Origin of the sequence: Collinsella sp. AM31-2AC (assembly GCF_003469285.1) — a bacterium.
In the GTDB taxonomy this organism is placed as follows: domain Bacteria; phylum Actinomycetota; class Coriobacteriia; order Coriobacteriales; family Coriobacteriaceae; genus Collinsella; species Collinsella aerofaciens_AT.
In genome coordinates this window covers 1-14,974 of the sequence record NZ_QSJB01000011.1, presented here as the reverse complement: position 1 = coordinate 14,974, position 14,974 = coordinate 1, and the positions used below count along the sequence as shown (strand labels likewise).

General features: G+C 57.0%; 11 protein-coding genes. 9 read left to right on the top strand and 2 right to left on the bottom strand.

Going from position 1 to position 14,974, the window contains the following annotated elements:
• Positions 1-8 precede the first annotated feature (8 nt).
• Positions 9-809 (bottom strand): Fe-S cluster assembly ATPase SufC, encoded by an 801-nt coding sequence (gene sufC, locus DW796_RS06395; RefSeq protein WP_006235561.1) that lies wholly within the window; start codon positions 807-809, stop codon positions 9-11.
• 224 nt (positions 810-1,033) lie between these two features.
• Here sufC and DW796_RS06390 point away from each other — a divergent pair, with 224 nt between their 5' ends.
• From DW796_RS06390 to DW796_RS06380, 3 genes are all read left to right on the top strand, one after another.
• The gene (locus tag DW796_RS06390) at positions 1,034-1,465 is read left to right on the top strand and encodes an Rrf2 family transcriptional regulator (protein WP_117735619.1); all 432 of its coding nucleotides are present in this window, start codon (positions 1,034-1,036) and stop codon (positions 1,463-1,465) included.
• A 139-nt stretch (positions 1,466-1,604) separates the two neighbouring features.
• Positions 1,605-3,377 (top strand): hypothetical protein, encoded by a 1,773-nt coding sequence (locus DW796_RS06385; protein ID WP_118094620.1) that lies wholly within the window; start codon positions 1,605-1,607, stop codon positions 3,375-3,377.
• Between the two features lie 203 nt (positions 3,378-3,580).
• Entirely contained in the window at positions 3,581-5,380 is a 1,800-nt protein-coding gene (locus tag DW796_RS06380) for an AAA family ATPase (RefSeq protein WP_158567705.1), read from the top strand.
• A gap of 20 nt (positions 5,381-5,400) precedes the next feature.
• Here DW796_RS06380 and DW796_RS06375 read toward each other — a convergent pair whose 3' ends face one another.
• Positions 5,401-6,420: a glycosyltransferase gene (locus DW796_RS06375; RefSeq protein WP_118094618.1), complete on the bottom strand. Its 1,020-nt coding sequence runs from the start codon at positions 6,418-6,420 to the stop codon at positions 5,401-5,403.
• Positions 6,421-6,676: 256 nt separating this feature from the next.
• On the opposite strand from DW796_RS06375, the gene DW796_RS06370 reads away from it, so the two are divergent.
• The 6 genes from DW796_RS06370 (at position 6,677) to DW796_RS06345 (ending at position 14,738) form a co-directional block, all read left to right on the top strand.
• Positions 6,677-7,780 (top strand): glycosyltransferase, encoded by a 1,104-nt coding sequence (locus DW796_RS06370; RefSeq protein WP_118094617.1) that lies wholly within the window; start codon positions 6,677-6,679, stop codon positions 7,778-7,780.
• Positions 7,781-7,786: 6 nt separating this feature from the next.
• Positions 7,787-8,827 (top strand): glycosyltransferase family 2 protein, encoded by a 1,041-nt coding sequence (locus DW796_RS06365; protein ID WP_118094616.1) that lies wholly within the window; start codon positions 7,787-7,789, stop codon positions 8,825-8,827.
• A 74-nt stretch (positions 8,828-8,901) separates the two neighbouring features.
• On the top strand, positions 8,902-10,020 hold the full coding sequence (locus DW796_RS06360) for a glycosyltransferase family 2 protein (protein ID WP_158567704.1): 1,119 nt from the start codon (positions 8,902-8,904) through the stop codon (positions 10,018-10,020).
• A gap of 12 nt (positions 10,021-10,032) precedes the next feature.
• Entirely contained in the window at positions 10,033-11,100 is a 1,068-nt protein-coding gene (locus DW796_RS06355) for a glycosyltransferase family 2 protein (RefSeq protein WP_118094614.1), read from the top strand.
• Positions 11,101-13,587 (top strand): glycosyltransferase family 2 protein, encoded by a 2,487-nt coding sequence (locus DW796_RS06350; RefSeq protein WP_118094613.1) that lies wholly within the window; start codon positions 11,101-11,103, stop codon positions 13,585-13,587.
• Between the two features lie 137 nt (positions 13,588-13,724).
• A complete protein-coding gene (locus tag DW796_RS06345) occupies positions 13,725-14,738 on the top strand; it encodes an Abi family protein (RefSeq protein WP_118094612.1) in 1,014 nt (337 codons plus the stop codon).
• Positions 14,739-14,974: the final 236 nt, after the last annotated feature.

The following is a 14,974-nucleotide window of genomic DNA, read 5'->3' as shown; positions in this document are numbered from 1 at the left end:
TCGCCCCTTTACGCCTGCTGCTCGGCAGCGGCGGCCTCGGCCTGGGCGCGCTGCTCGGCGGCCTCGCGCTCGAAGGTCTCAAAGCCGTTCTTGTCGATCCAGGGGATCAGCGAGGCATCGTCCTCGCGCACGATGTGGCCCTTGACCATAACGTGGACGCGGTCGACATCCAGGTGCTCCAGGATGCGCGTGTTGTGCGTGATGATGAGCATGGAGCCGTCGCAGCTCTTGCGGTAGGCGTCCATACCGTGGCTGACGGTGGACAGGGCGTCGACGTCCAGGCCGGAGTCGGTCTCGTCCAAGATGGCGAGCTTGGGCTGCAGCAGCAGAAGCTGGAGCATCTCGACCTTCTTTTTCTCGCCGCCCGAGAAGCCCACGCCCAGCTCACGGTTGAGGTAGGCGGTATCCATGTTAAGCTCGGCCGCGAGCTCCTTGACGCGACGACGGAATTCCTTGCCCTTCATCTCCAGGCCGGGGCGGCCGGCGATACTGGCGCGCAAAAAGCTCGACAGCGGTACGCCAGGGATCTCGACCGGGGCCTGGAAGCTCAGGAACAGGCCGGCGCGCGAGCGCTTGTCGGTGGTGAGCTCGGTTATGTCCTGGCCGTCAAAGACGATACGGCCGTCGTTGACCGTGTAGACGGGGTCGCCCATGACCAGGTGGCCGAGGGTGGACTTGCCGGCGCCGTTGGGGCCCATCAGCACGTGGGTCTCGCCGGCGGCGACGTTGAGGTTGACGTTGTGGAGGATCGTCTTCTCGTCCACGGAGGCGGTCAGACCCTCGATAGAAAGCAGCGGATTTGCGCTCATGCTGTACCTCTCTGTGTATGGTGTACTCATAGGTGTACTAAACCCTAGGAATCTTCTCGGAATAAAGTTACTATGGGTTCGGAGTTAGTCAAGGGAAAACCCGACTAATACACTCGACTTTTCAAATTCTGGGACAAAATAACCTGTTGTGTTTGTCCCACTTACTTAAGATTTGGGACAAACAAACCTGGTTATGTTGTCCCAGATGCGATGGGAGGGTAGGTATGCTCATTTCTTCCAAGGGCCGCTATGCCCTCCGGCTGATGATCTATATCGCGGCGCTGGGCGACGCCGAGGGCAAGATTGCCCTTCGTGAGGTTGCCGACCGCGAGCGCATTTCGCAGAAGTATCTGGAACAGCTGGTTCGTCCGCTTATGAAGGCTGGTCTGCTTAAGAGTGTGCGCGGCAAAGGCGGTGGCTACATGATGGCCAAGGACCCGGCCGAGGTGCGCGCCGGCGACATCCTGCGCGCCGTCGAGGGCAGCACGGCGCCCGTGGCGTGCGATGGCATCGACAACAGCTGCACCCGCAGCGATTTGTGCTCGACCGTCAAATTCTGGCGCGGTCTGGACGACGTGATCGAAAAGTACGTCGACGGCGTGACGTTGGCCGACTTGGCTGCCGTTCCAGAAATTAACTTCGACATTAAGCTGTAGGTTGAACGCAATTCCTTAAGATTTTGCGGAGGGTTGTTGCCGTTTACCGAGGGGTTGTTGTGCAACAACGGGTGAGCTGCAATACTTAACTCTATCTTTGCAAACCGCACTTTAACTACACCAATGCAGGGAGGATCTTATGCAGCCTAAGCATTCCGCGATTGTCGCGGGCCTGACGCTGGCGCTTTCGTTTGGCGCCGTTTCCGCGCCGGCACCCGCCGCTGCCGAGGAGCCCACGCCGGGCGTTGCCTCGGATGCCACCGATATCGATAAGGGTCTCTATACCCAGCAGTCCTTCTCGGGCGTGCTGAGGTCGGTTCAGGGCGTTTCGTTTGTCAACGTGACCGCCGAGATGAAGTACTTTACCAAGTACGAGAGCCACGGCAACTATAACCAGGGCTTTTCGTATGGTGACGGCTACAACGCGCTGGGCTATTACCAGTTCGACCGTCGTTGGTCGCTCATTCCGTTTATGAAGCAGGTCTACAACTACAGCCCCGAAAAATACAGCATGCTCAAGGATGCGATTGATCGCGGCAGCGAGATTTCCAACGCGAGCAATGCCATGTACGAGAACGGCCGGCTCACCGAGCTGGGCCATATCGCGCAAGATGCCTTCCAAGGTGCGTACAACACCGATCCTGTTGAGTTCTCAGCACTTCAAGATGCCTATGCGTACAACTCGTACTATGCGGTGACCGAGGCGTGGCTCAAGAGCGGCTTGGGCATTGATGTTTCGGGCCGCGCCGATTGCGTTAAGGGCATGGTGTGGAGTATCACCAACATGTGCGGCACCGGTGGTTGCAGGGACTTCTTCCGCTGGGCAAACCTTTCTAACAGTATGACCGATCGCGAGTTTGTGACGGCGCTTTCCAACAGCGTGGTCAACAATGTCGCCACCAAGTATTCGAGCCAGCCCCAGTATCATGAGGGCTGGAAGAATCGTTATAAGAATGAGCTGAAGGACTGCTTGGTTTATATCGCTGAGGACGAGGCTGCCGCTGCGACGCCCGTGCAGCCCGAGCCTACGCCGGCGCCCTCGCCGACACCTGATTCGAATGACGACTCGAGTGACGATGCCAACGATGACAGGATGGACGCGCCCTCGACCGATACTGACGGTGATGGTTCTGCTGGTGGTACTACCGACGACGGCTCTACCTCGAACGGCTCCGATTCGAACGGCTCTGCTGCGGGCGATTCGTCTTCAAGCTCTGCCGGCAATACGGACAGCGACGCTTCTGGTTCGACCGACGTTGACACCTCTGACTCATCCACCGGCTCGAGTGATTCGTCCGCTGACACCGGCTCTAACAACGGTTCTGGCTCTGCCGCAACCCCTGATTCCGATGCTTCCAAGGACGACTCGAATAAGGCGCCGGACGCTCCCGTTGCTTCGCCGGACAAGAAGCCTTCTTTCTCCGTGCAGCTTGGTTCTACGCTGGGCTCTTCGCTGATGGCTGGTGTCAATAACGGCTCGACCCAGAACAAGGACAACTCTGATCAGGTTTCCACGGAAAAGACCGAGGCCGCAAAGGGCGACTCCAAGGACGAGGCTTCCGAGAAGACCGAATCTGATAAGGGTTCTGGCTCTGAGGAGCAGAGCGACAAGTCCGAACAGAATAAGGACGCGGGCAAGACCGACGACGGAAAGCAACAGGGCGAGGACAGCGGTAAGGGAAATGCCGATGACCAGGTCCAGGAGCATAATGACTCCAAAACGGTGACCACCACGACCACGACGACTACGACCAAGTCCTCGGGCGGTAACATGCCCAAGACGGGCGACCTCATCGTGATGGCGAGCCTTGCCAGCGCAAGCTTGGCCACGCTGGGTGCCACGTCTATTTTGAGTGGCAAGCATAAGCTCGATCAGCAGAAGAACTCTGGGGAGGACGGCTCTGAGGAGTAGCCTCTCGGTTGTCGAATACCTTTAGAGTCGGGACGGGGTCCGGTGCAATTGCATCGGACCCCGTTTTGTTGTGCAACGATTCGTTATGCCCCCTCATACCCCATGTTGCTACCGTTGCCCGATATGTTTGCGTGGCGACATCAATACGTGCTAAGCGGTCATTACAATTGGCATCGTGCTGCGATTTGGGGAGGGGTGTTTTGGTGTCTGAACAGGCAAATGATGTTGGTGCTCATGCGTTTGGCGCACGGTTGCTCAATTATGCGGATAACGCAGCTCTGCCGGTTGATGTACACGACTTTTCCGATGCGATCAATCGGTATTTACTCGTCGATAAGACTATGTTTATTGCCGATATATTGGACAGCGAAGCATCTGTTGCGCTTTGCTGCAGACCCAAGGGTTTTGGCAAGAGCGTGAATCTATCGATGCTCAAATACTATTTGGAACGACCTGATCACCGGCTGTTGGATCGAAGCCCGTTCATCTGCACCCAGATTTGGCAGGCGGGCGGCGGTCGCTATCGTGATGAGTACGCGTGTTATCCGGTCATTATGCTCGACTTTACAGCTGCCGCTTCGAGGCATGGCGCTGGTGCTGCGGCAGCTATTCGCGGCGCTGTCGTGCGCGAGTGCGCCCGATTGCTGCCACTGCTTGTCGCGCCTGATCTGTCAAGACGTGAGGTTCGTCTTATCGAGAGGACGGCGCGTGGAGTGGCCAGCGATAAGGAGATCGATGCGACGCTCGGCGTGCTTATTAAGCTGCTCCGGACAGCTTTCGATGAGCAGGTTGTTTTCCTGATAGACGACTACGACGCGGTATGTCCAAAGCGTTTGGACGCTAAGGACGATGGTAGCGTGGATTCCCTAGAGTCGCTCAGCCGAATGTTGTTCGACACCATTGCCGACGCCGGCGACTCGTTGCGATTGACGTGTCTGATGGGCGAACGCCCCGGTCCTGCCGAGTTTGCGTTGTCCCAGCGTGGGGTTTCCTATCGGTCGGCGACACCGTTGTCGAGTTGGTGTGATCGATGGTTCGGTTTTTCGGACGACGAAGTCCAAGTGCTGTTGGATCGCATCGGTCGCAACGACTGTCTGGATGACGCGCGTGAGTGGCTCGAGGGCTATCTGTTTGGTGGTTTTTATTGCTCGATCCCGGAGCGTGTGGTGGACTACGCGCATCGCGGTTGCGTCGCGCCTGTTCGGGCGGATCTGTATGGTTACGCCGACAGTCTGAGCGCATGCATCGGTGACTGGAACCTCATACACTTGTCCGCATTGTTCGATTTGCTTGAGCCACATGGGTTTATTGAGGCGCCGGTGCATGTGCATGCCGAGGAGGCCGATGCCGCCAAGCCCGAAGATATCTGGACAGCGCTGTATCTGTCTGGATTTCTTACGACGGACATGACGGGGCATTCGGAAAACGGCGCGTGCCTTCGTTCCCTGCGTCTGCCTAACAACGAAGTGCGTCAGGCGCTCCGTCTTGTAATTCTGGAATGGTTTGAGTGCGCCGTTGAGGACGTTGGAGTTATCGACTCGTTCCATGACGGGCTGTGTCGAGGAGACGAGGACGCTGTAAAGCAAGCTTTGAGCTGTGCTATCGGCGATCTGGGCATCGATGTGGGCCAATCAGATATGCCGACAGCCTATCATCTGGTGCTTCAGGGGCTCTGCTTTGGACTGCCTGGCTATTGCAATCCCAGCTCCAAGCGAAGTGGCGTCTCGGATCGCTGGGATATCCAGGTGATTCCCACCGGTCGGGTGTTTGACGTGGCTGACACGTTCGGCATGCTCGATGAGCGACCGCTCATTACGATCAACATGATGTACGACCCTGGCGTCGATGCCCTGGGCCTGGAACTGTTGGCGGTTCAGGCGCTGCTCGAAATCGAGCGCGACGGCATCGATGATATCCGCGTGCCGCGCCCCGCCGTCGGGCGCATGCGTTGGGGCTTTGGTTTTGACGGTCAGCGTGTGTCCGTGGTGTGCCAACGACTGTAGCGGCGGGCGAAAGCCCTTTACTACTCCGCGTCCTTCAGGGGCGGCATGGGCTTCCAGTTAGGATCCTTAACGATCTTGCGGGCGTCCTTCATGCCGCGGCGCAGCGCCGGAATGCCGGTCTTAAAGCATTTGTCGACTGCTGCCAGACGAATGAACTCCTTGCAGAAGGTCGCGGCATTGCCCAGACGGAACAGCATGGGGTGGTAGTCACCGTAGATCTGCATATAGCGAGCGAGGAAGCCTCGGTTGCGCATGATGTAGTAGCGGTTGGTGTCGCTCGTGGAGTTGAGCTGTCGTTTGCCGGCGATATCCCAGTTGGAGACGGCGCGGGCGCGCTTGAGCACCACGTCGGCAACCACGGCGGCGGGGAAGTGCTGGCTGGCCACGTAGCCGTAGCAGGCATCGTCGCCGTAGATAAAGAAGCGCGCGTCGGGCAGGCCAATCTTGTCGACCACGCGGCGCGAGAACATGCCGCCCTCAAAGCACAGTTGGTTCATGGTGCGGTAGCCCTCGGGACCCAGATCCCACTTGGCGATGGGGTTAGGGATGCCGAGCGAAAGGATGAGCTGGTACTGCCAAAAGAAGGCGCCGCCGTCAAAGTCCAGGCGCGAACCCTGGATAACATCGTAGCGGTCGGTCCACTTGGCCAAGCGCTCGATGCCTTCGGGGATGACGAGCACGTCGTCGTCCATGACCCAGAACCACTGGGCTCCCAGATCGTAGGCGCATTTAGTGCCAGCGGAGAAGCCACCCGCACCGCCGCCGTTTTCGAGCTGCGGGGCGTAGATGACACGGTCGGTGCCGCCCTTTGCGTCGGGCAGATCGGTGTCGACGCCCCACAGGTTGGCCAGGCGCTCGTTGAATGCGGTGCACATGGCCTCGGTCTCGCGCGAATTTTCGTTATCGACAATCACGATGCGCCAGGGCGTTGCCGTGAGCTCGGTCATGGAGTCGAACAAGTTGGCCAGGAGTTCCTGACGCTTGTACGTAACGACAACGATGGCGAGCTTATCGATGGGAGCGGGAAGGGTCGAAGGCATGGGGCAATATATCCTTTCACGCGCGGCGGGCGAGCGCTGCGCGGAAGCTATCGAATACGTCCTTGGGACTGTTCTATTGTAAAGGCTCACCGCACCTTGTCGGCAAGCTTTGAATAAAACGCAGGAACCTGCCATGGGCCCGCCGCATGACGTGCGGCTACTTTGCCCGCAAGAGGCTCCATAGATTATATAAACGCCCGCTGGCGCGCTGACCCTTTGATACCATGAAACGAAAGGTATTTCCTAAGGAGCACATTTGTCTACTAACGCCTCTGGCAGCCCTGTTCTGTCGCTGCTTATTCCCATTTACAATGTTCAGCGCTACCTGCGCGAGTGCCTCGATTCCGCCCTGGCGCAGACGCTTAAGGATATTGAGATTATCTGCATTAACGACGGGTCGACCGACAGCTCGCCGGCGATTATCCGCGAGTATATGGAGCGCGACGCGCGTGTGAAGATGATCGACAAGGCCAACAGCGGCTACGGCGACTCTATGAACCGCGGGCTCGAGATGGCGCGCGGCCAGTACGTGGGCATTCTGGAGTCCGATGACTTTATGGCGCCCGATGCGCTGGAAAAACTTGTGGCAGCGGCCGAACACTTTGACACCGACTTTGCGAAGGCGAATTTTGACTTCTACTGGTCTAAGCCCGAGGAGCGCCGTTCGCTGCACGAGATGTTTAGACCTCAGGATTGCGGCAAGCCGGTACACCCGAGCGATACGACTCAGTTCTTTAAGCAAAAGCCGTCGATTTGGTCGGCCGTGTACCGTCGCGATTTTCTTGAGCGCAACGGCATTACGTTCCTGCCGACTCCGGGGGCATCCTTTCAGGACACGTCATTCGCCTTTAAGGTGATCGCGTGCGCCGATAAGGCTGTTTACCTGCACGATGCTGTGCTCTCGTATCGCCAGGACAACGAGAGCTCCTCGGTTAACTCTACCGCCAAGGTCTTCTGCGTCAATGCCGAGTATGCCGAGATAGAGCGCTGGATCCGAGAGGATTATGCCCGTGACCACGCAAGTGATGAAGTCGCGCGCATGCTCAAGTTCAATCAGCTCATTAAGTACGATTCGTATATGTGGAACTACGTGCGCCTGGCGCCTAAGTTCTATAAGGACTTCCTGGTGCAGATGGCCAAGGAATTTCAGGCGGCCTTGGACGCGGGGGAGTTTTCGCTTGACGACCTCAAGCCGTGGAAGCGTGCGAACCTCGCTGCCATCCTCAAAGATCCTGAGGGCTGGGTTGACGATCATCCGCACTTTGCGACGGACGGCGCCCTGGGACGTGCTAAGTATTACGCCTCGGTTGGAGGCCCTGGCGTGGTCGCCGCCTTCCTCATCGAATCGCTGAGGGGGTAGGTCGGCATGGGAGAGGCCTCGTGTCCTAAAGCTACCATTGTCGTCCCCGTTTACAACTCTGCGCGCTCCATTCAGCGATGCCTCGATTCGCTGTTGGCGCAGTCGGAGCGCTCGATTCAGGTTGTCTGCGTTAACGACGGTTCGACCGATGATTCCTTGAACGTGTTGCGCCGGATTGCGCAGGCCGACGATCGCGTACTGGTGATTGACCAGGAAAACGCGGGCGTCTCGTGTGCTCGAAATACCGGTATCGATGCCGCCGAGGCCGAGACCGTCTTTTTTGTGGACGCCGACGATTACATTGATGCCCAGACGGTCGAGCGCGTGCTGCATGCCATGGAGTCTGCAGATGCCGAGGCCGCCGTTTTTGGCGGCGTCTGTGAACCTGCCGATGCTGCCCCCAAACGCGTCCAGCAACTCATGAGCCCCAAAGCTGGTACCTTCGGCGCCCGTGATCCCCAACTGCTGTTCCATACGAATGCTCAGCCCTATGCCTGCCGTGCGGCTTTTTCGCGCGAGCTGCTCAATCGCGAAGGCATTCGCTTCGCCCCCGGTTTGGCTTTGGGCGAGGACGTCGTTTTCCAATTTGTGGCTTATGCGCGTGCCCGCAAGACCGTCGTCATGCCGGATAAGTTCTACCACTACGTGATGGAGAGCGAATCGGCGACGCACGAGTTCAACAGTGCCGAGGCTCGCGCCAAAAAGCTTGACGCCCACATGAGGATGCTCGAGGAGGTCCTGGAGGACTGGGCGGCCTACGGTCTTTTGGACCTGTGCCCCGGCGAGCTGATCACTTGGTTCCTGGACCTTATTGTGTTTGATTTGGCACGCTTGGACGCTAATGACTACCGCCGTGTAGCCGTTCGCGTCAATATGGATCTCACGACGTTTTTGGGAACGGAGTGGGCGGACATGCCTGCTAAGGGCGCCGTTCGCCGTGTTGCCCACAAGCTCGTTGCGGCGACCGCGGGCGTTTCGATGGCAGACGCAACGCTGTTCTATCTTTCGACTCGCGGTCTCAAAGCCTGCCTGGAGCGCTTTATCTAATTCCAAGCGCTGCCGCCCGCCGCAACTCGGCTGCTAAAATAACCCTGTTATACGCTATTCAACAGGAGGTTCTCTTGCAGAACTCTGATACCCCTAAAGTTTCGCTGCTCGTCCCCATTTGCAATGTCGAACGCTACCTGCGCGAGTGCCTCGATTCCGCCGTGGCGCAGACACTCAAGGACATCGAGATCATCTGTATCAACGACGGCTCCACCGATAGCTCACCAGATATCATCCGCGAGTACATGGAGCGCGACCCCCGTGTAAAGATGATCGACAAAGCCAACAGCGGCTACGGTGACTCGATGAACCGCGGCCTGGAGATGGCATGCGGTGAGTACGTGGGTATCCTTGAGTCCGACGACTTTATGTTTGAGGACTCGCTCCAAAAGCTGGTCGCCAAGGCCGATGCTGAGCATGCCGATGTGGTAAAGGGCGACTTTTACCTGTATTGGTCCACGCCCAGCGAACGCCGTGAGCTGTTTGGGATCATCGACGAGCATATGACGGGCGCCGCTTATCGCCCCGTCGATCGCCCGGGCATTTTCTACCGCAAACCTTCCATTTGGTCGGCTATCTATCGGCGCGAGTTCCTCAACGACAATCAGATTCGGTTCCTTCCCACGCCGGGAGCCTCGTATCAGGACGCAGGCTTTAACTTTAAGGTTTGGGCTTGCGCCGAGCGTGCCGCGTTTATTGCGGACCCCATTTTGTGCTATCGCCAGGATAACGAGAAGAGCTCTGTTAATTCGCCCAACAAGGTATTTTGCGTTTGCGACGAATATGCCGAGATGCAGCGCTTTTTGGATGGACGCCCCGAGCTTAAGGCTCGGCTTCAGGGCATTTTAATGCGCATGAAGGTCGATACGTATCGCTGGAATGATGAGCGCTTGGTCGATGGGCTGCGCGAGCAGTTTTGGGAGAAGGCCTCTCCCGAGCTCAAGTCCGATTGGGATGCCGGTCGCTTTGACCTGTCGCTGTTTGATCCGCGTGGCGAGACCGACTTGCGCCTGATGGTCAAATCGCCCCGCGCCTATATCGATTCGCGCTTTGACTTTAAGAAGCCGGGCAAGATCAATACGTTTAAGCACTACTTTAAGATCGGCGGCCTGCCGCTGGTCTGGCGCGTGCTGACGTATCAGCGCACCTACGGTGATAATCCGCACCCCGATGACGTTCCGGTCGCACAGTAGGAGCACTTGACTATGGCTACCCCCAAGATTTCCGTTGTCGTTCCCATCTATAACGTGGAGGAGTACCTGGCCTGGTGCCTGGACTCCCTGCTTGCGCAGGACATGCCCGATTGGGAAGGCGTGCTGGTCAACGACGGCTCGCCGGATGGTTCGCGCGACATCGCCGCTGCCTATTGCGGAAAGGATACGCGCTTTAAGCTTGTCGATAAACCCAACGGCGGTTTGTCGAGCGCCCGCAATGCGGGTATCGCTGCGTCCTCGGCTCCTATCGTCGCGTTCTTGGATTCCGACGACCGCTTTACGCCCGATGCGTGCCGTGTAATCGTCGATGCCTTTGAGCGTGAGGATTGCGACGTTCTGACCTTTGGCGCAAACCCGTATCCGTTGGAGGCGGGGTATCCGTGGCTTAACTATGTACTGAGCCCGCGCGATGTGTCGTTTGAGGGCTATAGCTCCGACCTGCTGTTTAAGGAAGCGTCTCGCCCCTTTGCATGGCGCACCGCTTGTAAGCGCGCTTTTTTACTGGGCAACGGGATCGTGTTCGATGAAACCGTTAAGTATGGCGAGGATCAGGTCTTCGATTTTGCCGTGTACGGTCGCTCGCGCAAGACCGCGCTAATCTCGAACAAGCTGTACGACTATCGCGTGGCACGCAAAGGCTCGCTCATGGACACCATGCGCTATGACGACGAGACACGTTTGCTGGAGCACGTGAAGATTTACTCAGCGGTGCTGGCCGATTGGCGCCGTGATGGGCTCGATGCCCAGCATGCCGATGACCTGGCATACTTCCTGTGCGATCTGGTGCTGTACGATGCACTCAGGCTGCTGAGCTCGGGTTGCGGCAAGGTGTTTGCTGCCGTCGCCGCGGCGCTTGACGGTTCTGCCGTGGGCAGTGATGCTGCGCTCGCACAATGCGCTCCTTCTGTTGCTGCTATGGTGCGTGCGGCGCTTACCAGCAAGGCCCCCAATGCCCGTGTATGCAAAAAGCTCATGTTCGATTACGACGTCTTGAGGTTTGGACGCCTGGGTGCCTGCAAACGCATGGCAGCGAACGCCCTGGGAAAGCGAGAAGTGTAGATGAGTATCAAGCGTTTGGCACTTTGCCGCAGTCAGGGCCGTCTGTTTGTGCTGCTTCGTTTTTACGGCCAGAATGTCGCCGCGCTTATAGAGCGGGAGGGTTCCCAGGCGTTTGCCCATGCGACGACGAGCGGTTCTTGTGTGCCGTCGCTGGTGCTCCCGGTCGATCATGGCCGCGTGCTTGCGCTTTGTCCCTCCGTTGCCGATTATGAGCGCGAGCTCGTCGTCTTGGTGCTTCCGTTTATGGACGGCTCTACAATTGACGTCTCATTTGCGTCCGGCGGCAAAAGGCTGGGCTCTATTCGCCTTGATAGTCGTATTGCCAAGCTGGAATCCAAGATTAACTACAAAGCAAAGCCTGCGCTGTGCGCGCTTATCCGCGACGCGCAGCGTGGTGAATGCTGCGGTCGCTACGAGATCGATGCCATTCGCTATTTGCCGGCAGACGCCGGCGCGGTGTGGCGTTATGAGGTTACCTGGGCGGGAGACCCCCAGTGCGCGCCTGAGCTCCAGATCTTCGATACGCATATGAACGCCATCGATGTCACCGTGCATGTGTTTGAGTCGCAGGTCGACGTGCCGCAACAGAACGGATGCCGCGTCAATAAAACGTATCTGAGCGTGGAGATGCCTCAGGATATACGAGATTTTGTCGCGATTGTGAGCGATCCCACAGAGCGGATCCAGAACGGGTTTTGCGCTATGGATGGTCGCCTGTACAACGGCATGGTCGACGATAGCTGGAACCGCATGAAGGACGCGCGTGCAGACGACGCAGCTTATCGGCGTTGGTTTGAGCAACATCGCGCAAAGCCGGCCGATTTGGTGTGCCAGCGTGTCGCTTCGGCGGCCTTTGCCTATAGGCCGCTTGTGAGCATTGTGGTGCCGTGCTACAAGACTGATCGGGTCTACCTGCGCGAGCTGCTGGACTCGGTGCTAGCCCAGAGCTATGACAACTGGGAATTGCTCCTTATGGACGCCTCGCCCGAATGGGACGCGGTGGCCGCCCTTGCGGCAGGCGCTCACGACGAGCGCGTTCGTCGCATCGAGCTTCCCGGCAACGGCGGCATTGTGCTCAACACCAACGCTGGTATTGAGCAAGCGACGGGCGACTACATCGCGTTCTTGGACCACGATGACATCCTGGAACCGGACGCGTTATTCCACTATGTTGCCGCGCTGAACAAGGTTGCCGAGGGCGAGCGTCCCCAGGTCCTGTTCTGCGACGAGGACATGTTCCAGAAAACGGGGGAGTGGGGCCAGCCGGTCTTTAAGACGCGGCTCAACGTCGACCTGCTCTATAGCCATAACTGCGTGACGCATTTTCTGATGGTGGAGAAGGCACTTATCGATCGCATTGGCATGTCTCCGGAAGATGTTGCGGGTGCCCAGGACTACGACCTGACGCTCCGCTGCCTTGCGGCGGGCGCACGGTTTGAACATGTTGCGCACGTGCTGTATCACTGGCGCGTGCATCCGGGATCGACCGCCGATGGTTCTGCCGATAGCAAGCCGTATGCCATCGAGGCCGGGCGCCTTGCGCTGCAGCGCCACTTTGATTCGTTGGGCGTTCACGGGACGGTCGAGGAGACCGAGACGCCGTTTGTCTACCGCATGCGCTATGCGCTGCCGGAGCCTGCGCCGCTGGTGAGCATTGTGATTCCCACCAAGGATCACATTGAGACGCTCGACGCCTGTGTAATGTCGATCGCCCAGAGAGTCACGTATGCCAATTACGAGATTGTCTTGGTGGAGAACAACAGCGAAGCCCCGGAGACGTTTGCGTATTACGAAACCCTGCCAGAGCGCGTGGCTGCAGCATCTGAAGGCAAGGGCATCGCGCGCGTTGTGTACTGGCCGGGCGAGTTCAATTACTCTCAGATCATTAATTTTGGCGTGGAGCATGCCAAGGGCGATTACCTTCTGCTGCTGAACAACGACACCGAGGTCATAAGCCCCTACTTTATCGAAGAGATGATGGGCTATATGCAGCGTCCCGATGCGGGCGTGGTGGGCGCCAAGCTCTACTTTGCCGATCATCTGGTGCAGCACGCGGGCATTGTGGTTGGCGTGCGTGGCGCACTTGCCCATGCCAACCAGGACTTCTCGGCAAAGCGCGAGGGCTATCTTGCCCGCGCTGTGCGCCCGGGCAACTTTAGCGCCGTAACGGGTGCCTGCCAGATGGTGCGACGCGACGTATTTGAGCGCGTCGGCGGCTACAACGAGGAATTCGCCGTTGGCTTTAACGACGCAGACTATTGCCTGCGCGTATGGGAGGCGGGCTACCGCACCATCTATACGCCCTATGCCGAGCTGTATCACTACGAGTTCACCTCGCGTGGCAGGGAAGAGGCCAACGAGGAAAAGCTGCGCCGCTGGAAGCGCGAGCAAGCGCTGTTCATGCAGCGCTGGCCTGAGTTTTTCTTGACGGGCGATCCATGGTTGGGGCCGAACCTATCTGCCGAGAGCGAGTACTTCTCGCTATAGTGCGAGGTGATGTGGAAATCCAGCATAGGGCGGCGGCGTGCCATGATGTATTTGCATGAGCGTCCGGCTGTTTATTAGGTATTTACAGTTAGGATAAAATTAGATTTGTTATTTCATCAAATACGCTGGAGAGCGCAATGAATAGTCCTATTCGTCAACAAGATATGTGCGATCAAAAGCCTTGGCTTACTCCTCGGGAACAAGTCTCCCATCTTAAGAGCAAGGGTGTCCGTTTCCGCTATATGAGCGAGGCAGAGGCGGTCGAGTATCTGACGAAGAACAACAATTACTTTCGCTTGCGCTCGTACCGCACCGGATTTCCAAAGGTTTCTGATGGAAAACGCAAGGGTGAATATGTCAACTTAGATTTCAAGATGCTTGTTGACCTTTCGATTATTGATATGTTGCTTCGAAACGAGATGATTTCGCTCACTCTTGATATTGAGCACTTCTGCAAAGTTGACTTGCTGGGCAGGATAGAGCAGCATGCCGAGGACGGTTACGAAATCGTTCAAGACTATTTAAGCGAGCAGGATACATTTGATAGCAAGGGGAATGTGACCAACTGGGTCAAAAAAGAGATTTCACGTTGTGAGTCGAGTGCCTATTCTGCAGGCATTCTTGCAAAATACAGTGGTTTTAATATGCCTGTCTGGGCCTTTCTGGAAGTTATTACCTTTGGCGCCTTTAATTCATTCATTTTGTTTTGCGCCAAACGGTTTGACGATGATGAGCTTCGCGATAGGTTTTATTTGCTTCGCGTGGCAAAAGATCTCCGCAACGCGTGTGCTCACAATAGTTGCATTCTTAATGGTCTTGCTTCGGGTGAGAATGCCCGAAGGGCAAATAACGGTGTTATGAAGGCATTGAGCAAAATAGATGGGATTGGCTCTTATCAGCGTAAGGCAAGGATGAGCAATGAGCGAATACGCCAGATTGTCACAACGCTATATCTGCACAAAGAGGTGTCGTCTAAAGGCGTTATTAAGCACAAAGCACAATCGCTTTCCAAGTTTATTTCTAGGGCAAATCGCAACATCAACTACTATAAAGGTGCGGAGGTCATAACTTCCTCCTTCTCGTTTTTGTCGAAAGTGATCGGCGCATGGTATTTCTGTGACGCTGAAGATATGCCTTCTTGCGATTCCTAGGCATCTGGTGCAAAATATTTCCCACTTCGAAAAGCGGTTCGGCCGTTTTGCAAGGGGGCTTCTCTTTATGGGACGCCCTCTATTTTTTTATGCCGCGCAAATCGGAAGATATTACGTTTTCGGCTACTGCTTTTTTCAATCCCCAACGGTTGTAGATCAATACCTACCGCTCGCACTTGTTGCGGTGACGCATAATTTCTTTCGCAAATTGACAACCGCATAGCGGAACACGGCCC